This window comes from Streptomyces aquilus, assembly GCF_003955715.1.
Lineage (GTDB): Bacteria > Actinomycetota > Actinomycetes > Streptomycetales > Streptomycetaceae > Streptomyces > Streptomyces aquilus.
In genome coordinates this window covers 4,493,202-4,512,259 of record NZ_CP034463.1, presented here as the reverse complement: position 1 = coordinate 4,512,259, position 19,058 = coordinate 4,493,202, and the positions used below count along the sequence as shown (strand labels likewise).

At 71.9% G+C, this 19,058-nt stretch carries 15 protein-coding genes; 11 read left to right on the top strand and 4 right to left on the bottom strand.

The features are described from left to right. Window positions 1-110 precede the first annotated feature (110 nt). The 3 genes from EJC51_RS20720 to EJC51_RS20710 all read left to right on the top strand — a co-directional run bounded on the left by EJC51_RS20720 (window position 111) and on the right by EJC51_RS20710 (window position 5,681). Window positions 111-374 carry a WhiB family transcriptional regulator gene (locus EJC51_RS20720; protein ID WP_010986447.1) on the top strand — a complete coding sequence of 88 codons (264 nt, stop codon included), beginning with the start codon at window positions 111-113 and terminating at the stop codon, window positions 372-374. Between the two features lie 181 nt (window positions 375-555). Further along, window positions 556-4,191 (top strand): glycosyltransferase family 2 protein, encoded by a 3,636-nt coding sequence (locus EJC51_RS20715; protein ID WP_126272453.1) that lies wholly within the window; start codon window positions 556-558, stop codon window positions 4,189-4,191. Next, on the top strand, window positions 4,188-5,681 hold the full coding sequence (locus EJC51_RS20710) for a DUF5719 family protein (RefSeq protein ID WP_126272452.1): 1,494 nt from the start codon (window positions 4,188-4,190) through the stop codon (window positions 5,679-5,681). The genes EJC51_RS20715 and EJC51_RS20710 overlap by 4 nt, the downstream gene beginning before the upstream one ends. Window positions 5,682-5,708: 27 nt before the next feature. Here the strand turns inward: EJC51_RS20710 and EJC51_RS20705 are convergent, their stop codons facing one another. After that, window positions 5,709-6,152 (bottom strand): metallopeptidase family protein, encoded by a 444-nt coding sequence (locus tag EJC51_RS20705; RefSeq protein WP_126277059.1) that lies wholly within the window; start codon window positions 6,150-6,152, stop codon window positions 5,709-5,711. Between the two features lie 295 nt (window positions 6,153-6,447). Here EJC51_RS20705 and EJC51_RS20700 point away from each other — a divergent pair, with 295 nt between their 5' ends. From EJC51_RS20700 to EJC51_RS20675, 6 genes are all read left to right on the top strand, one after another. Beyond that, window positions 6,448-6,870 (top strand): DUF3499 domain-containing protein, encoded by a 423-nt coding sequence (locus tag EJC51_RS20700; RefSeq protein WP_053760356.1) that lies wholly within the window; start codon window positions 6,448-6,450, stop codon window positions 6,868-6,870. 195 nt (window positions 6,871-7,065) lie between these two features. Then, a complete protein-coding gene (locus EJC51_RS20695; RefSeq protein ID WP_126272451.1) occupies window positions 7,066-8,430 on the top strand; it encodes a phosphomannomutase/phosphoglucomutase in 1,365 nt (454 codons plus the stop codon). A 160-nt stretch (window positions 8,431-8,590) separates the two neighbouring features. Next, a complete protein-coding gene (locus EJC51_RS20690; protein ID WP_007382472.1) occupies window positions 8,591-8,761 on the top strand; it encodes a Trm112 family protein in 171 nt (56 codons plus the stop codon). Between the two features lie 64 nt (window positions 8,762-8,825). Further along, the gene (locus EJC51_RS20685; RefSeq protein WP_126272450.1) at window positions 8,826-9,956 is read left to right on the top strand and encodes an SIS domain-containing protein; all 1,131 of its coding nucleotides are present in this window, start codon (window positions 8,826-8,828) and stop codon (window positions 9,954-9,956) included. Between the two features lie 86 nt (window positions 9,957-10,042). Continuing rightward, window positions 10,043-11,194 carry a mannose-6-phosphate isomerase, class I gene (gene manA, locus EJC51_RS20680; protein ID WP_126272449.1) on the top strand — a complete coding sequence of 384 codons (1,152 nt, stop codon included), beginning with the start codon at window positions 10,043-10,045 and terminating at the stop codon, window positions 11,192-11,194. 125 nt (window positions 11,195-11,319) lie between these two features. Further along, entirely contained in the window at window positions 11,320-12,303 is a 984-nt protein-coding gene (locus tag EJC51_RS20675) for a cation diffusion facilitator family transporter (RefSeq protein WP_126272448.1), read from the top strand. 50 nt (window positions 12,304-12,353) lie between these two features. Here EJC51_RS20675 and lepB read toward each other — a convergent pair whose 3' ends face one another. Further along, the gene (lepB, locus tag EJC51_RS20670; RefSeq protein ID WP_126272447.1) at window positions 12,354-13,037 is read right to left on the bottom strand and encodes a signal peptidase I; all 684 of its coding nucleotides are present in this window, start codon (window positions 13,035-13,037) and stop codon (window positions 12,354-12,356) included. Between the two features lie 104 nt (window positions 13,038-13,141). Beyond that, window positions 13,142-15,259 (bottom strand): fructose-specific PTS transporter subunit EIIC, encoded by a 2,118-nt coding sequence (locus EJC51_RS20665; protein WP_126272446.1) that lies wholly within the window; start codon window positions 15,257-15,259, stop codon window positions 13,142-13,144. 489 nt (window positions 15,260-15,748) lie between these two features. Here EJC51_RS20665 and ahcY point away from each other — a divergent pair, with 489 nt between their 5' ends. Beyond that, window positions 15,749-17,206, top strand: coding sequence for an adenosylhomocysteinase (gene ahcY, locus EJC51_RS20660; RefSeq protein ID WP_126272445.1), 1,458 nt, complete (start codon window positions 15,749-15,751; stop codon window positions 17,204-17,206). A gap of 136 nt (window positions 17,207-17,342) precedes the next feature. Beyond that, complete coding sequence (locus tag EJC51_RS20655) at window positions 17,343-17,957, top strand: hypothetical protein (RefSeq protein WP_126272444.1); 615 nt, start codon at window positions 17,343-17,345, stop codon at window positions 17,955-17,957. A gap of 32 nt (window positions 17,958-17,989) precedes the next feature. Here the strand turns inward: EJC51_RS20655 and EJC51_RS20650 are convergent, their stop codons facing one another. Next, entirely contained in the window at window positions 17,990-18,979 is a 990-nt protein-coding gene (locus tag EJC51_RS20650) for an RDD family protein (RefSeq protein ID WP_208870729.1), read from the bottom strand. Between the last annotated feature and the right edge of the window lie 79 nt (window positions 18,980-19,058).

Below are 19,058 nucleotides of genomic sequence, written 5' to 3'. Positions count from 1 at the left end.
TCTCGGCTTGACTCGCCCGGAGCAGCACACTTGTAATTTCACTCGTGTCGTTCAGCCGAAATCGGTAACGGCTACATCACGGGGACGCGAAAGACAGACGAGGGGCGCACATGACCGAGCTGGTGCAGCAACTGCTGGTCGACGACGCGGACGAGGAACTCGGCTGGCAGGAGCGCGCGCTGTGCGCCCAGACCGACCCCGAGTCCTTCTTCCCCGAGAAGGGTGGCTCCACCCGTGAGGCCAAGAAGGTCTGCCTGGCTTGTGAGGTCCGCTCCGAGTGCCTCGAGTACGCCCTCGCCAACGACGAGCGCTTCGGCATCTGGGGCGGCCTGTCCGAACGCGAGCGGCGCCGCCTGAAGAAGGCCGCGATCTGAACCGACCGGCCGCGGATCGCACGTACATACGGGACTTACGGCCCGTCGCAGGTGGGTTGTCCACAGGCGGCGGGCCGTCGTCATGCCCAGCCGATAGTGTGGTCGCTCGTCCGAGACGCCCCGCTGCCCCCTCGGGGCACAGGCGTCCACCGCAGTCCACCGAACCGGGGCCCGTACCTCGATGTCCGTGCACAGCCACACGGCAGCTCACGACGCTGCCACTCCTGAGTTCCCGCGTCATGTGGTGACCGCGGTCCTCGTCTCGCATGACGGCGCCCGCTGGCTGCCCGACGCGCTCGCCGGGCTGCTCGGCCAGGAGCGCCCCGTCCAGTTCGCGATGGCCGCCGACACCGGCAGCGCCGACACCTCCGCGCAGCTGGTCACCGACGCCCTCGGCGCCGACCGGGTGCTGCACCTCGCCCGCCGCACCGGCTTCGGCCAGGCCATCGAGGAGGCCAACCGCACCGCGCCCGTCCTCACCCCGGACGAACTGCCGTACCTGAAGCGGCCCAGCGGCTGGGACCCGGTCACGCGCACCTGGCGCGACGACGCCTACGACCTGCCCGAGCTCCCGCACGGCGAGCCGGTCCAGTGGCTGTGGCTGCTGCACGACGACTGCGCCCCCGAACCCGACGCCCTCGCCCAGCTGCTGCGCGTCGTCGACCAGGAACTGGAGCTCGGCCGCGACGACGTGGCGGTCGTCGGGCCCAAGCTCCGCGGCTGGTACGACAAACGGCAGCTCCTGGAGGTCGGCGTCACCATCGCCCACTCCGGGCGCCGCTGGACCGGCCTCGACCGCCGCGAACAGGACCAGGGCCAGCACGACCACGTCCGGCCCGTGCTCTCCGTCTCCACCGCCGGCATGCTCGTGCGGCGCGACGTCTTCGAGGAGCTCGGCGGCTTCGACCGGCACCTTCCCCTGATGCGTGACGACGTCGACCTGTGCTGGCGCGCCACCGCCGCCGGCCACCGCGTCCTCATCGCCCCCGAGGCGGTCGTACGGCACGCGGAGGCGGCCTCGCGCGAGCGCCGTGCCGTCGACTGCGTGGGCCGCACCGCGGCCTCCCCGCACAAGGTCGACAAGGCGGGCGCCGCCTACACCCTGCTCGTCAACAGCCGTACGGCCGTGCTGCCCTGGGTGCTGATCCGGCTCGTCGTCGGCACCGTGCTCAGGACGGTCGCCAACCTCGTCGGCAAGGTCCCCGGACAGGCCCTCGACGAGATCCGCGGTCTGCTCGGCACCCTGCTGCGGCCCGAGCGGATCATCGCCGGGCGCCGCAGGCGCGGCACACCGGTGGTCGACAAGGACGAGCTGCGCCCGCTGTTCCCGCCGCCCGGCGCGACCGTGCGGGCCACCGTCGAGCAGGCCGCCGGCAGCTTCTTCGGCAGCTCCGACCCCGAGGCCACCTCGGGCGCCGGACGTCATGGCGGCGCGGTCGAGTCCGGACCCGGCGGCGACGACGCCGACTTCCTGGAGATCGAGCAGTTCGCGCGCGTGAAGCGCATCGCCCGCAAGCCAGGGCCGGTGCTGTTCCTGGTGCTGCTGCTCGTCTCGCTCGTCGCCTGCCGCGCGCTCCTCGACTCCGGCGCCCTCTCGGGCGGCGCCTTGCTGCCCGCCCCGGACGACTCCGGCGAACTGTGGTCGCGCTACCTGGACGCCTGGCATGCCGTCGGCGCCGGCGGCACCGCCTCCGCGCCGCCGTACCTGGCGATCGTGGCGATGCTCGCCTCCGTGCTGTTCGGCTCGACCGGACTCGCGGTCACCGTCCTGCTCGTCTGCTCGGTGCCGCTGGCCGGCTTCACCGCGTACTTCGCCTCCCGGCCCCTGGTCGAGTCGCGGCTGCTGCGCGCATGGGCGGCCGTCGTCTACGCCTTCCTGCCCGCCGCCACCGGCGCCCTCGCCGGCGGCCGCATCGGCACCGCCGTCCTGGCGATCCTGCTGCCGCTCATCGCGCGCGCGGGCATCGCCGCCGGCGGTCTCGCGCACCCCTCCGACGCGCGCGGCAGCTGGCGCGCCACCTGGGCGTACGCCCTGCTCCTGACGATCACCACCGCGTTCACGCCGATCGTCTGGCCGATCGCGCTGCTGCTCGGACTCGGCGTCCTGGCCGTGCGCCGCACCGACATCACCGCCTACGGCCTGCGCTTCCTGGCCCAGCTCGGCACCCCGCTGCTGATCCTCGCGCCCTGGTCCCTGACCCTCCTCCCGTTCGGCTTCTTCGAGGAGGCCGGTCTGGAGTACGGCTCCTCGGCCGCCTCCGCCACCGACCTGCTCGGCGCCAGCCCCGGCGGCCCCGGCACGGTCAGCGGCCTGATGCTGATCGGCGTCGTCCTGGCCGCGCTGGCCGCCCTGCTGCGCTCGGAGCGGCAGTTGGGCATCTGGACGGCCTGGGCGGTCGCCCTCGTGGGCCTCGTCTTCGCCGTCCTGTCCAACAACTCCACCTGGGCGGGCCCCGCCACCCTCGTCTACGGCCTCGCCCTCCTGGCCGCCGCCGTGCTCGGCGCCGACGGGGCCCGCGCGCGGGTGGCCGAGCAGAGCTTCGGCTGGCGCCAGCCGGTCGCCGCGCTGATCGCCTTCGCCGCCGCGGCGGGCCCGCTGCTCGTCGCCGCCGGCTGGATGATCGGCGGCGCCGACGGCCCCCTGGAGCGCCGCGACCCGGTGCAGGTGCCCGCGTTCGTCGCCGAGGACGGCAACAACCGCGACCGGGCCCGCACCCTCGTCCTCGACAGCGACTCCGCCGCCCACGTCGGCTACATGCTGGTGCGCGGCTCGGGCGCCCGCCTCGGCGACGCCGAACTCGCCGCCGCGAGCGGTGAGAACACCGCGCTCGACAAGGTCGTCGCCAACCTCGTCGCCGGCTCCGGCGCCGACCAGGCCGACCAGCTCGGCAAGTTCGCCGTGCGCTACGTCCTCGTCCACAAGGGCGCCTCGCGCGAGGTGACCCGCGTCCTGGACGCCACCCCGGGCCTGTCCCGGCTGAGCCAGCAGCACGGCAGCGCCCTGTGGCGCGTCGACCAGGACGTCGCCCGCGCCACCATCGTCGGCGGCACCGGCACGCCGACGCTCGTCGCCGCGGGACCCGTCGAGATCCACACCACGATCCCGTCCGGCGCCGACGGGCGCACCCTGCGCCTCGCCGACACCGCCGCCGAGGGCTGGACGGCCACCCTGGACGGCAGGCCGCTCACCCCGACCACGGTCGACGGCTGGGCCCAGGGCTTCGAACTCCCCGCCTCCGGCGGCAAGCTCGACGTCGTCTACGACGAACCGATCACCCACACCGCCTGGCTGTGGACCCAGGGCGCCCTCGCCCTCGTCCTCGTGGTGCTGGCCCTGCCCGGCCGCCGCCGCGACATCGACGACGACCTCCCCGAGGAGGAGCGGGCGATCCCCGCCCAGGCGACCGAGGGCGAGGGCCGCCGCGCCCGCCGCCTGCGCGCCCAGGCCGAGGCCGAGGAGACCGCCCAGGGCGACGACCCCACGTCTCCTCCTTCGGAGGAGACCCCGGTACCGGTCCCGCAGCAGCAGTCCTACGGCGACTGGGACCAGTCGGCCTACCAGGGCACCGGGTACGACCCCTACGCCGGTGACCAGTATCAGCCCGCCCAGCAGTACCCGGCGGGCGGCTACGACCAGCAGGGCTACGCGGACCCGTACCAGGGCGGCCAGTACGACCCGTACGCCTACGGGGGCCAGACGCAGCAACCGTCGTACGACCAGTACGGGCAGCCGTACGACCAGGGTTACGACGCGACGTACGACCCGGCGCAGCCGCACCAGCACGGCGGCGAGCGTCCCGACGGGAGCCAGCAGTGAACCGCACGACCGTGTCCCTGATCGCCTGCGCGACCGCTCTCGCCGCCGTCACCGGCTTCGCCTCGCTCAGCGCGCCCGACGCGTCCGGCACGGACACCGCCAAGGCGGCCGCCGAGCTGCCCGTGGAGCGCACCAGCCTGCTCTGCCCGAGCCCCAGCCTCTCCGACATCGCCGACACGTCCTACACGTCGTTCACGCCCGTCACCAAGGGCACGGGCAGCGACGGCAAGGCGGAACTCGTCTCCGCGGCAAAGGAGTCGGAGGGCGGCGACAAGAAGGCCGGCGACAAGAAGGCCGACAAGCCGGTCCTCACCGCCAAGGAGCCCGGCACGCCCGACACCGAGGACACCTCCGGCGGCGACTCGCCCGCACTCATCGGCACCGCCGAGGGCCGGTTCGCGCCCGGCTGGACCGTGCAGGAGACCACCGAGGTCGCCGCGGGCACCGGACGCGGCCTCCAGGGCGTCAACTGCTCCGCCGCCGACACCGCGTTCTGGTTCCCCGGCGCCAGCACCGCCGCCGACCGCACCGACTACGTCCACCTGACCAACCCCGACGACTCGGCGGCCGTCGTCGACATCGAGCTGTACGGCAAGGACGGCGCCGTGGCGGCCACGGCCGGCGAGGACATCACCGTCCCGCCGAGGTCCAGCGAGCCGATCCTGCTGTCCACGCTCACCGGCGAGAAGCAGACCAACCTCACCGTGCACGTCAACGTCCGCAGCGGCCGCGTCGGCGCCGCCGTGCAGGCCCTCGACGACAAGATCGGCGGCGACTGGCTGGCCGCGTCCACGGACCCGGCGGGCAGCCTGGTCCTGCCGGGCATCCCCAAGGACGCCACCGCCGTGCGCCTGGTCGCCTTCGCGCCCGGCGACGAGGACGCCGACCTGAAGGTGCGCCTGGCCTCGCCGTCCGGGTCGATCACCCCGGCCGGCAACGAGACGCTGCACGTCAAGGCCGGCATGACCACCGCGGTCGACCTGGGCGCCGTCACGCGCGGGGAGGCCGGTTCGCTGGTCCTGACGCCGACCGGCGACTCCGTGCCGGTGGTGGCCGCGCTGCGGGTCACCCGGGGCAAGGGCGACAAGCAGGAGACGGCGTTCATCCCGGCCACCCGCCCGGTCGGCGCGCGCGCGACGGCCGCCGACAACAGCGCCAAGGGCACCACGCTGTCCCTGGTGGCGCCCAGCGGCACCGCGCAGGTCAAGGTGACCGCGTCAGCGGGCAGCGACGGCGGCACGCCGGCCTCGAAGACGTACACGATCAAGGGCGGCACCACCCAGGACGTCGAGCTTCCCGAGCCGAGCGGCCGGAAGGGCACGTACGCGCTGACGGTGGAGCCGGTCTCGGGCGGCCCGGTCTACGCGGCCCGGACCCTGGCGGCCACCGAGGACGGCATCCCCGGCTTCACGGTGCAGACGCTGCCGGACGACCGGGGGATGGTCGCGGTGCCGGAGGCGGACGAGGACCTGTCGGTGCTCCAGAAGTAGCTTGCAGGGGCGCTTCTCGGTCTCCTCTCAGTCCTCGCCGTAGCGCGGGTCGACCGTCTCCGGCGTCAGCCCGAGCAGCTCGGCGACCTGCTCGACGACGACCTCGTGCACCAGGGCCGCGCGCTCGTCGCGGCCCTTGGTGCGGATCTCCACCGGGCGGCGGTAGATCACCACGCGCGCGGGGCGCCCCTCGCGTGCGGAGATCGTGCCGCCCAGGGGGACCGCCTCGTCGTTGAAGCTCCGGCCGTCGAGGTGCGGCACCTCCAGGACGAGGAAGTCGATGTCGGCGAGCTGCGGCCAGCGCCGCTCCAGCCGCTCCACGGAGTCCTGCACCAGATCCGCGAACGCCTCGGCGCGGCTCGCCGCGAGCGGGACCTGGGGCGGCGCGATCGGGCCGCGCATGCCCCGGCCGTGGCGATCACGTCGGCGGGGCCCGGGGCCGGCGGCACGGGGCGGTACGGGGTTGTCCATCACTGGTGAAGCGTAGTCCCCGGCGAGGCCTGGCGCCCGGGGCCCACGCGGGGCCCGGGGGCTCTTCGGCCACCTCGCACGGCATGTCACCGGATGACCATTCCAGCCAAGGTTGGGCTCGATTCCATATCCCTCCGAGACCGGTGATCTCATGTCAATTGACCTTGTTTGTACGGAGTGATGACCGGAACCGGTGTTGTTCGAGATCTCGGTAAGCGGTGTCCGTGCAGGTCAGCACGGTGTGCCCAAAGGGGCGTGTGGGGCGTTTCACACCACGACACGGTGGAGTGACCTCATGGAGAGTCGTCGCGGCCCGCTCAAGAGTGCGGTACCGTCCAACGTCGTGAGCCCTGTACGTCGCTGTTCGCGCACCGCTTGCGGCCGCCCCGCCGTCGCGACGCTGACGTACGTCTACGCCGACTCGACCGCGGTCCTCGGCCCGCTCGCCACCTACGCCGAACCCCACTGCTACGACCTGTGCGCCGAGCACTCCGAGCGCCTCACCGCCCCGCGCGGCTGGGAGGTCGTCCGACTGCTCGACGGTTCGGCCCCCGCCCGCCCCAGCGGCGACGATCTGGAAGCGCTTGCCAACGCGGTCCGCGAGGCGGCCCGCCCGCAGGAGCGCGCCGCCCAGGCCGGTGGCGGGGGACGCGCGGCGGACCCGATGGAGGTCGCGCGGCGCGGACATCTGCGGGTGCTGCGCTCGCCGGACAACTGACCTCCCGGTCGGCAACCACCCCTTCTTCGTGTGCATTTGCCGCACGTTCCACGTCGGGCAGAGCTCCCCGTGCCGGACTGGATGCTGTCCTGACCTGAGGTTACGTTCTTGGGTCCACTCGGCGGACGGACGGCGGGCTGTCGATGGCTACGGGTAGTTTGAGGCGACCGACAGGACTTTTGGAGGGGTTAGGCAGTGGCTGCTGATCTGTCACAGCTCGTGAAGGCTTACGACGTACGCGGGGTCGTTCCCGACCAGTGGGACGAGACGCTCGCCGAGCTCTTCGGAGCGGCTTTCGTGCAGGTGGTCGACGCGAGCGCGATCGTGATCGGCCACGACATGCGGCCCTCGTCCCCGGGCCTGTCGCGGGCCTTCGCGCGCGGAGCCGCCGCCCAGGGCGTCGACGTGACCGAGATCGGCCTGTGCTCCACCGACCAGCTGTACTACGCCTCCGGCGCGCTGAACCTGCCCGGCGCGATGTTCACGGCCTCGCACAACCCCGCGCAGTACAACGGCATCAAGCTGTGCCGCGCGGGCGCTGCCCCGGTCGGCCAGGACACCGGGCTCACCGAGATCCGCGAACTGGTCGAGCGCTGGACCGACACGGCCGCCCCGGCCCCGGTGGAGACGCAGGGCACGATCACGCGGCGCGAGACGCTGGACGACTACGCGGCGCACCTGCGAGGCCTGGTCGACCTGACCTCGATCCGCCCCCTGAAGGTCGTCGTCGACGCGGGCAACGGCATGGGCGGGCACACGGTGCCGACGGTCTTCGCGGGCCTCCCCCTCGACCTTGTCCCGATGTACTTCGAACTCGACGGCACGTTCCCGAACCACGAGGCCAACCCCCTCGACCCGGCGAACCTCGTGGACCTCCAGAAGCGCGTCCGCGAGGAGTCCGCCGACCTCGGCATCGCCTTCGACGGCGACGCCGACCGCTGCTTCGTCGTCGACGAGCACGGCGACCCGGTCTCCCCGTCGGCCATCACCGCCCTGGTGGCCGCGCGCGAGCTGGCCAGGAACGGCGGCGCGGGCGTGATCATCCACAACCTGATCACGTCCTGGTCGGTCCCGGAGGTCGTCAAGGAGAACGGCGGCACCCCGGTCCGCACGCGCGTGGGCCACTCCTTCATCAAGGCCGAGATGGCGAAGTCCGGCGCGATCTTCGGCGGCGAGCACTCCGCGCACTACTACTTCAAGGACTTCTGGAACGCCGACACCGGCATGCTGGCCGCCCTCCACGTCCTCGCCGCCCTCGGCGGCCAGGACGGCCCGCTGTCCGGCCTCGTGGCCGCGTACGACCGCTACACGGGCTCCGGCGAGATCAACTCCACGGTCGCCGACCAGGCGGACCGCCTCGCCGCGATCCGCTCCGCGTACGAGGGCCAGGAGGGCGTCACGCTCGACAACCTGGACGGCCTCACGATCACGACCGCCGACTGGTGGTTCAACGTCCGCCCGTCCAACACGGAACCCCTGCTGCGCCTGAACGCGGAGGCGAGGGACGAGGCGACGATGACGAAGGTCCGGGACGAGGTATTGGCGATCATCAGGGCGTGAGGTGGGTCGGGGTGCTGCCGCGCGCGTCCTCCACCCGCACATGACGCCGCCCAGCACCGAACCCCGGTTATCCACAACCCCGGCACCCGCCTCCCACCGGCGGTACGCTGACCAGGCACATCCGCGCAAGCAGCCGTACCGCCCCCGAAGGGAACCCCTCATGCCGCTCGAAGCCGGCCTCCTGGAGATCCTCGCCTGCCCGGCCTGTCACGCCCCCCTCAAGGAGCAGGACACCGAGCTGATCTGCACCGGCCAGGACTGCGGTCTGGCGTACCCGGTCCGCGACGGCATCCCCGTCCTCCTCGTCGACGAGGCCCGCCGCCCCGCGTAGCCCCGCGCCCGACGGGGCCGCGCGCGTAACCGACGAACCCGGCGATCGGAGGAGTCTCCCGCCCATGCTCGACGAATCGCTGCTCGACACCCCAGAGGCGCTCTCGGAGGCCGACCGCCGCGGCCTGCTGCGCGGCGCCGCCGAGGCAGGCGCCCGCGTCCGCACCGCGGCCCGGCACGCCGCCGAGGCCGGTGTCCACGACCTCAAGCCCGACGGCCGCCCCCGCGCGGTCCTCATCGCGGGCCCCGGCGCCGCCGCCACCGGCGTAGCCGACCTCCTCGGCACGCTCGCCGGCCCCGGCAGCCCCGTCATCCGCCTCGCCCCCACCGGCGTAGCCCCCGCCGCGGGCGCCCTGCGCTGGGAGCTGCCGGGCTGGACCGGCTCGGTCGACCTGCTCCTGATCGCCACCCCGGACGGCACCGAACCAGGCCTGTCCCTCCTCGCCGAGCAGGCCTACCGCCGCGGCTGCACGGTCGTCGCGGTGGCCCCCGCCGGCACCCCGCTCACCGATGCCGTCGAGGGCGCCCACGGCCTCTTCGTACCGCTCGCGACCGCCCCGTACGAGCAGGACGAACAGCAGCTCACCGCGTCCGCCCCGGGCATCCTGTGGGCGCTGTTCACCCCGCTGCTCGCGATCCTCGACCGCACCGGCCTGCTCGCCGCCCCGCCCGACGCCCTGGAGAAGGTCGCCGACCGGCTCGACCACATCGCCGAACGCTGCGGGCCCGCCATCGCGACGTACAGCAACCCGGCGAAGACCCTCGCCGCCGAGCTCGCCGACGCGCTCCCGGTGATCTGGACGGAGGGCGTCTCGGCCGGTCCGGCGGGCCGCCGTTTCGCCGCCGCGCTCGCCGAGCTCTCCGGCCGTCCCGCCCTGGTCGCCGAACTGCCCGAGGCGCTCGCCGCCCACAGCGCCCTGCTCGCCGGACCGCTGGCCGCCAGCGCCGACCCCGACGACTTCTTCCGCGACCGCGTGGAGGAGCCTCCCGCGCTCCACGCGCGCGTGGTGCTGCTCCGCGACCGCCCCATCGGCGGCCTCACCGCCGCGCCCGCCGCCCGCGACCTGGCGCTGAGCCACGACACCCCGATCAGCGAGCTGGAACCGGAGGAGGGCGCCGAACTGGAGACCCTCGCGGAACTGATCGCCATCACGGATTTCGCCGCGGTTTACCTGGCGCTCGCCTCCGGAGCCTGATCATGCCCGGGACTCCCCGACCGTCGTACGGATCGACCCACGGACCGACGTACGGGACGCCCTGACCGTCGTACAGAAAGAACCCGATGGACCGCCTCGACAACACCATCCGCCCCTACGCCTGGGGTTCCACCACCGCCATCCCCGAGCTCCTGGGCGTCGCACCGAGCGGCGAGCCGCAGGCGGAGATGTGGATGGGCGCCCACCCCGGCGCGCCCTCGCGCACCGCGCGCGGCACCCTCGTCGAGGTCGTCGAGGCCGACCCGGAACGCGAGCTGGGCGCGGCGGCCGTCGCGAAGTTCGGCCCGCGCCTGCCCTTCCTGCTCAAGATCCTCGCCGCCGGTGCCCCGCTGTCGCTCCAGGTCCACCCCAACCTCGCGCAGGCGAAGGAGGGTTACGAGGACGAGGAGCGCCGCGGCATCCCCGTGGCCGCCGGACACCGCAACTACAAGGACGCCAACCACAAGCCCGAACTCATCTGCGCACTCACCGAGTTCGACGGCCTGTGCGGCTTCCGCGACCCGAACCAGGCCGCCGCACTGCTGGCCGGCCTCGGCGTCGACTCCCTCAAGCCGTACGTCGACCTGCTGCACGCCCACCCCGAGGACGCCGCCCTGCGCGAGGTCCTCACGGCCGTCCTCAGCGCCGACCCCGAAGAGATGGCCCGTACGGTCACGGAGGCGGCCGCCGCCTGCGCGCGCCTCGGCGGTGAGTACGCGCCGTACGCGGACATCGCCCACCACTACCCCGGCGACCCGGGCGTCATCGCGGCCATGCTGCTGAACTTCGTCCGACTTCAGCCCGGCGAGGCCCTGTTCCTCGGCGCCGGCATCCCGCACGCCTACCTCAGCGGCCTAGGCGTCGAGATCATGGCCAACTCCGACAACGTCCTGCGCTGCGGCCTGACCCCCAAGCACGTCGACGTCCCCGAACTCCTGCGCATCGTCCGCTTCGAGGCCGCCGACCCCGGCGTGCTGCGCCCGGAGGCATCCCCCGACGGCGAGGAGGTCTACGAGACCCCCATCGACGAGTTCCGGCTGTCGCGCTACGTCCTCCCCGAGGGCGGCACCGCCCACGACCTGACCCGCGCGACCCCGCAGATCCTGCTCTGCACGGCGGGCTCGATCCGGACGGGGGAGCACGAGCTGAGCCCCGGCCAGTCGGTGTTCGTCCCGGCGGGAGAGAAGGCCGAGGTGTCCGGGACGGGCACGGTCTTCCGGGCAACTGTGATCGTATGACCGGGCCTGTGGACACCTGACGAGGCGACACCCGGAGAGGCTGCAACAATGGCCCACCGGCAAAGCACGGGCAAAGGCGGAGAGGGCCGCGCCCGGCACGGCGTACGAAGGGACAACGCGAACACATGAGCGCGTCAGGCGGCACCAAGGCGATCGTGGCGGCACTCGGCGCCAACCTCGCGATCGCGGCATCGAAGTTCGTGGCGTTCGCGTTCAGCGGTTCCTCGTCGATGCTCGCCGAGGGCGTCCACTCGCTCGCCGACTCCGGCAACCAGTTCCTGCTCCTGGTCGGCGGTAAGAAGGCCCAGCGCGAGGCCACCCCGCAGCACCCGTTCGGCTACGGCCGCGAGCGCTACATCTACGCCTTCCTCGTCTCCATCGTCCTGTTCTCGGTCGGCGGCATGTTCGCCATCTACGAGGGCTACGAGAAGATCAAGCACCCGCACGAGGTCGAGCACTGGTACTGGCCGGTCGGCGTCCTCGTCTTCGCGATCATCGCCGAGGGCTTCTCCTTCCGGACCGCCATCAAGGAGTCCAACGAACTGCGGGGTTCCCAGACCTGGTCCCAGTTCGTCCGCCGCGCCAAGGCGCCCGAGCTGCCCGTCGTCCTCCTGGAGGACTTCGGCGCCCTGATCGGTCTGGTCCTCGCCCTCGGCGGCGTCGGCCTGGCCCTGATCACCGGCGACGGCGTCTGGGACGGCATCGGCACCCTCTGCATCGGCATCCTGCTCATCCTGATCGCGCTCGTCCTGGCCGCCGAGACCAAGTCCCTGCTGCTCGGCGAGGCCGCGGGTACCGACGAGGTCAAGAAGATCGAGACGGCGATCGTCGACGGCGACACCGTCACGGGCATCATCCACATGCGCACGCTCCACCTCGGCCCCGAGGAACTCCTGGTCGCCGCCAAGATCGCCGTCCAGCACGACGACACGGCCACCGAGGTCGCCAACGCCATCAACGCGGCGGAGGCCCGCATCCGCGAGGCCGTCCCGATCGCCCGGGTCATCTACCTGGAGCCGGACATCTACAGCGAGGCCGAGGCCGCCAAGGGCCCCGACCGCGAGGCCACGCCCGGGGGACCGGCCCAGCAGCCCACCGCCGGACACTGACGACCGAGGGCCCGCCGCATGCCGGCAGGCCCTCAGTCACTCCTCGCCCCTCACACCTGCATCGCCCACGGCGGCGCAGGCGGCACAGCGGCCCGTGCCCTGCGCCGTACGACGAAGGCGGCGATCCCCAGTCCGACACCCACCAGCACCATCACGGCACCGGCGATGATCACCACGCCCAGCACCCCCAGCGCGGTGTAGCCGTCGAGGACCCGCCCCTTGATCGCGGATGCCGGGAGCGTCCCGCCGTGGTCGGCCAGGAACGCCCGTGAGTCCGCGGCGCTCGCGCGATGATCGCCCAGCAGAAACAGCCGCCCCTCGGGCACCCGCACGTCGTAAGGCAGGGGGTACCCGCCGTACACGTCCCCGTCCTTCAGGTAGGGCTCCTCCAGCGGCTTCCCGTTCACGGTGATGCGGGCCCCCGGCCCGTCCCCCGTACAGCACTTCACCCGGTCACCGCCCACACCGATGACCCGCTGCATCACCAGACCGTCGCTGTGGTACCGGTCCGGCGCCGAGAGCATCACGACATCCCCGCGCCGCACCTCGCCTCCGCCGACCCGCTCGTACAGCACCCGGTCGCCCGGCCCGTACGTCGGCGTCATGCTCTCGCTCGACACAGTGGCGGCACCGAACGCGTGCCGCGCATAGCCGACACCCCCCAGCGCCAACAGCAGCCCCACGAGCCCCACCACGATGGCTGCGATCCCCAGCCCTCGCCCCTTGCCGGACATTGCGTTCCTCTCCTGGCGGCCCCTCCGCGCGCGCAGAGCGTAGCGGGCGTCTGTGAAGGGGAGGTGCCAGGGTGACAAGGGCATGGAGGGCATGGAGCGACGGGTTAACTGACCTCGCGCAACACCTCAAGCACCGCCGACTCGTCGACCGCGGCCGAGAGCCGCTCCCGGAACCCGGGGTCCATCAGCTTCCGTGACAGCAGCGCCAGAATCCGCAGATGTTCGTCTCCCGCGGCCGCCTCCGGCACCGCGATCATGAACACCAGCTTGGCCCGCGTACCGTCCAGGGACCCCCACTCGATCCCTTCCGCGGACCGCGCGAACCCGACGACGGGCGCGGTCACCGCATCCGTCTTGGCATGCGGGATCGCGATCTCCTCACCGAGCCCGGTGGTGCCCTGCTCCTCCCGCCGCAGCGCGGTCGCCACGAGCTCGTCCACATCCGCGACCTTGCCGCTCCGCGCCAGCAGCCCGGCCATCTCACGAATGGCGGCCTCCTTGTCGCCCGCGCCGAGCCCGACGCTCACGGTCTCCTCGGTGAGATACCCGGAGAGCACCTCGACATCGGCCGAAGCGGCGGGCTCGACTGACTCAGCGGGCTGGACCGAAGCAGCAGGCTCGACCGGCGCGGCAGACGAGGTGGTCGGCGCCGGAGCTGTGGCCACGCTCCTTTGCGCCACCACGCCGACGGCGCCCGGCGCCACGCCCGCACCCACCAACACCGGCTCGCGCCCGGCCGCCGATGTCCCGACGCCCGACTCCCCGTGCCGCCTCCGCTCGCTCAGGTCGACGAGGACGACCGTGCTCAGCGCGGTGACGACCGTGCCGATCACCACGGCCACGAAGAACATCGGCACCCCGCTCACCGCGCCCAGCACCGCCACGATCGGCCCGCCGTGCGGCACCGCGTCCTCGACCCCGGCGACCCCGGCGATCGCACCGGCCACCGCCCCGCCCAGCATGTTGGCCGGAATGACCTGCGCGGGCCGCGCCGCCGCGAACGGGATCGCACCCTCGGAGATGCCGAAGCAGCCCATGAAGAGCGAGGCGAGCCCGGTCTCCCGCTCCTGTTCGGTGTAGAGCCGCTTGCGGATCAGCGTCGCGAGCCCCTGACCCAGCGGCATCACCGGGATCGCGGCGGCACACATGCCCATGACCGTCTGGTTGCCGGTCGCGATGAGGCCCGCGCCGAAGAGGAACGCCGTCTTGTTGACCGGCCCGCCCATGTCGAACGCGATCATCAGCCCGAGGATCGCGCCGAGCAGGATCGCGCTGGTGCCGGTCATGCCGCTGAGCCAGTCGGTCAGGTGCTCGAACACCCAGGAGATCGGTTTCCCGAGGACGTAGATGAAGAACAGCCCCAGTGCCGTGGTCGCCACGATCGGGATCACGATGATCGGCATGATCGGCTGCACGAACTTCGGGACCTTGACCTTCTTGATCCACAGCACCAGATATCCGGCGAGGAAGCCGGTCACGATGGCCCCGATGAACCCGGCGCCCGCCTTGGAGTCGTAGAGCGAACCGGTGTTGGCTATCCAGCCACCGATCATGCCGGGGACGAGAGCGGGGCGGTCGCCGATGGCGTACGCGATGTATCCGGACAGGATCGGCACCATCAGCGTGAAGCCGATGACGCCGATGTTGTTCACGTCCATCCAGAAGGAGTCCTTCGGGATGACCAGACCGCCGGACGGGTCCGTGTGCCCGCCGAGCGAGAGCGAGATCGCGATCAGCAGCCCGCCGACCACCACGAACGGGATCATGTAGCTGACCCCGTTCATCAGCGCCTTGTACCCGACGCTGCGCTCCTTGCCGCCGGACGACGACGACGCCACCGCCGCCGCTCCGCCGGGCTGGTGGACCGGCGCCGACCGCACCCGCTCGATCAGTTGCCCGGGATCGTGGATGCCCTCCGCCACCCCGACCTTGAGGACCCGCTTGCCGGCGAAACGGCTCAGGTCCACGTCTTTGTCCGCGGCGACGATGACGCCGTCCGCCGCTCTGACATCGTTGTCATCGAGAACGTTTTCGGCCCCGATCGATCCTTGCGTCTCCACCTTCATGTCGATGCCGCGGCTCTCGGCGGCCTGTTGCAGCTTCTCCGCCGCCATGTACGTGTGCGCGATGCCGGTCGGACACGCGGTCACCGCGAGCAGCCTCACCCTCTGCTGCTCGCCGCTGCCGCTGCCCGTGGGGGGAGGGCCGGCCGGACTGGTCACGTCGATCTCCTAACGCCTTTGTCATACGGAACGCCGTCCCGGACGCCCCGCGCGATCGATCAGCTGGTCCCGATCTCTTCGCATCCTTCACCACGCACCGGGCGGGCCCGAGGAGGCAAAAGTCCCTGTTCGCCCCTGTCTGTAGGCCCCTGTTCCATCTGTAGACCCCTGTTCCGGCGATCGTGGGTGTCCTGTTATCGCTGTCCCGTCCACCGCTTCCCATGCCTGAACATTCCTTGAACGACGCTATGGGTTCGGAGGTGGACTGGGGGCGGCCGGTCGTACCGGTGTAGCTTGGGACGAAGCCAGACGTCGCTGCTGATGGCGGTCGGGCGGTCCCACCGCGGACCGGCCGAGGGAGAGAGGGCCTCCGACGGACTGCGCTGCGCGCACGCGGGCATGCCTGTGTCCTCTTTCGGGCACCCCTGTGTCCGCCGCCGCGCAGACCAGCCCTACCCACCTCGCCCCAACCCCGAGGAGCAGCTCGCAATGACGACTGTCGACAACCGACAGGACTTCAAGGTCGCCGACCTCTCCCTGGCCGAGTTCGGCCGCAAGGAGATCACCCTCGCCGAGCACGAGATGCCCGGCCTGATGGCGATCCGCAAGGAGTACGCCGAGGCACAGCCGCTGGCCGGCGCCCGCGTCACCGGCTCCCTGCACATGACCGTGCAGACCGCCGTCCTCATCGAGACCCTGGTCGCCCTGGGCGCCGAGGTCCGCTGGGCCTCCTGCAACATCTTCTCCACCCAGGACCACGCGGCCGCCGCCATCGCCGTCGGCCCGAACGGCACGGTCGACAACCCGCAGGGTGTCCCCGTCTTCGCCTGGAAGGGCGAGACGCTGGAGGAGTACTGGTGGTGCACGGAGCAGGCGCTGACCTGGCCGAACACCCCCACCGGCGGCCCGAACATGATCCTGGACGACGGTGGCGACGCCACCCTCCTCGTCCACAAGGGCGTCGAGTACGAGAAGGCCGGCAAGGTCCCCTCGGTCGACACCGCCGAGAACGAGGAGCACCGCGTCATCCTCGAGCTCCTCAACCGCACCATCACCGAGGGCTCCCAGAAGTGGACCCAGCTCGCCTCGGAGATCCGCGGCGTGACCGAGGAGACCACGACCGGTGTCCACCGCCTGTACGAGATGCAGCGCGACGGTCAGCTGCTCTTCCCGGCGATCAACGTGAACGACGCCGTGACGAAGTCGAAGTTCGACAACAAGTACGGCTGCCGCCACTCCCTGATCGACGGCATCAACCGCGCCACCGACGTCCTGATCGGCGGCAAGACCGCGGTCGTCTGCGGCTACGGCGACGTCGGCAAGGGCTGCGCGGAGTCGCTGCGCGGCCAGGGCGCCCGTGTCATCGTCACGGAGATCGACCCGATCTGCGCGCTGCAGGCGGCGATGGACGGCTACCAGGTGACCACGCTGGACGAGGTCGTCGACAAGGCCGACATCTTCATCACCACGACCGGCAACAAGGACATCATCATGGCCTCGGACATGGCCAAGATGAAGCACCAGGCGATCGTCGGCAACATCGGCCACTTCGACAACGAGATCGACATGGCCGGCCTGGCGAAGATCCCCGGCATCGTCAAGGACGAGGTCAAGCCGCAGGTCCACACCTGGAAGTTCCCTGACGGCAAGGTCATCATCGTGCTGTCCGAGGGCCGTCTGCTGAACCTGGGCAACGCGACCGGCCACCCGTCGTTCGTCATGTCCAACTCGTTCGCGGACCAGACGCTGGCCCAGATCGAGCTGTTCACCAAGCAGTCCGAGTACCCGATCGGCGTGTACACGCTGCCCAAGCACCTGGACGAGAAGGTCGCCCGTCTCCACCTGGACGCGCTCGGCGTGAAGCTGACGACGCTCCGCCCGGAGCAGGCCTCCTACATCGGCGTCGACGTCGAGGGCCCGTACAAGCCGGACCACTACCGCTACTGAGGCACTCTCACCTCAGCGGCAGAACCTCCGAGGCAGGCCCCCGCACCCCCGTGCCGGGGGCCTGCCCCTTTGGCCGCCGTGGCCGGACAGCCCGCGCCGCCACGCCCGGACCAGCCCGTCACAACCCAGGACCCCCATGCCCCGCGGCCGTTATTCGCTCCACGATCCGCACGATCACACCCCCCTCGCGGAAGAGCACTTCCACTGCGCCCCCGGCCCGTCCGGCTGGCGCTACGTCTCCCAACTGACCACCCCCGCGGGCGATCACGCGGGCTCCGTCGACCTCGCCCTCGACGAACTGGGCCGCCCCATCCGGCTGGAACTCCACGCCGCCGCCTGGCAGGTACGCGGAGCCGCCCTCGACGGCGTCACCTGGGTTCGCACCGACCCCACGGGGACGTACGCCACGGAAGGCAATGTCCGCGCGCACGCCTTCACCGGCACATCCCCCGCGTTCCTCGTCGCCACCGCCCGTCTCCTGCGTCTCACCCCTTCCTCCTCAGCCACCCGCGTACGGCTCGTCGCCTTCACGGATCCGGTCCTCGCCCCGCGCAGCGTGGACCAGTCCTGGGCACTGAGGAAAAGCGAAGCACACGCCACTGACAACGGCCCCCTGACCGTGGACGAATACCAGGTCACAGCCCTGGACACCGGCGAGCAGCACACCGTGCACATCGCCGGCGACGTGGTTCTGTCGGCCCCCGGAATCGAACTCGAAGACCTGGAATCGCCGCCGTCTGTGTTCCCCTGAGACCGAGCCCGGCCGAGGCGGCACGAAAGAGGTCAGGCGGGCGGAGCAAACCCGGTACGGGGAGCCTCGGGCGACGGCACTTCGCCGGGCTCGGACTCACGCACGACGGCAGCGTGAGGGGCTGTGACGGCAGGAGGCGGAGGCACCTGGGCAGGCGCAGACGCCTGGACCGGCGAAGGCCCGTACGCCCCCGGCGCCCCGTAGCCCCCCGGCGCCCCGTAGGCCCCAGGCGCAGCGACCACGGGAGCAGCCACCCCGCCCGCCGCTGCCGGACCGTTCGCGAAGGCCCGCCGAGCCTCCCGGGCCTGTCGCTCCTGCACCACGGCCGCCAGATACGCCGCCGCCGGAACCCCGTACGGCGCCGGCGTGCCCGTGCGCGCGACGAGATCGGCGGCCAGCCGCTCGGCCATGGCCGAGCCCACCTGCGGATCGAGCTGCCGCATCCGCACCAGGTACTGACGAATGGCAAGCCACAGCCCGTCGGGAACCGCCGACAGATCAAGCCCGGAGAACCGACCGGCCAGCCAGGGCGGCGGAGGAGGCAGAAAGCCGGAGGGCGAGACAGGCACGCGTTCCCGTACGACGAGAGTCCCCGCGAACACGTCCCCGAGCCGGCGCCCCCGCGCGGACACGAGGGAGGCGACACAGGCGACGACCCCGAACGTCAGCAGGATCTCGATCACCCCGATCCCACCCCGCACGAGAGCATGCCGGAACCGGATCGGCCCGCCGTCGTCCCGCACCACCCGCAGCCCGCACGCCATCTTCCCGAGCGAACGACCGTGGCTGAGCGTCTCGACCGCGATAGGCCCGCCCACCATCACGAGCACGAACGCGGCGAGAGACACCGCGAACTGCGCCGCCTCGTCCAGCGAGGCCGTCGAAGTCACCAGAGCGACGGTCACGACGATGTAGACGACAGTGGCCACCACCAGATCGAGCAGCACGGCCAGCGCCCTGCTCGGCAGCCGCGCGGGACGCAGTTCCAGCGCCACCGCCTCGCCCGTCACCAGCTCACTCACGCCCGCCGTCCTTCCCTGGCCCACCCCGAGAACCGCCAGTCTGCCAAGCTGAAGGCGCATCGCGCGCCAGTACGACAAG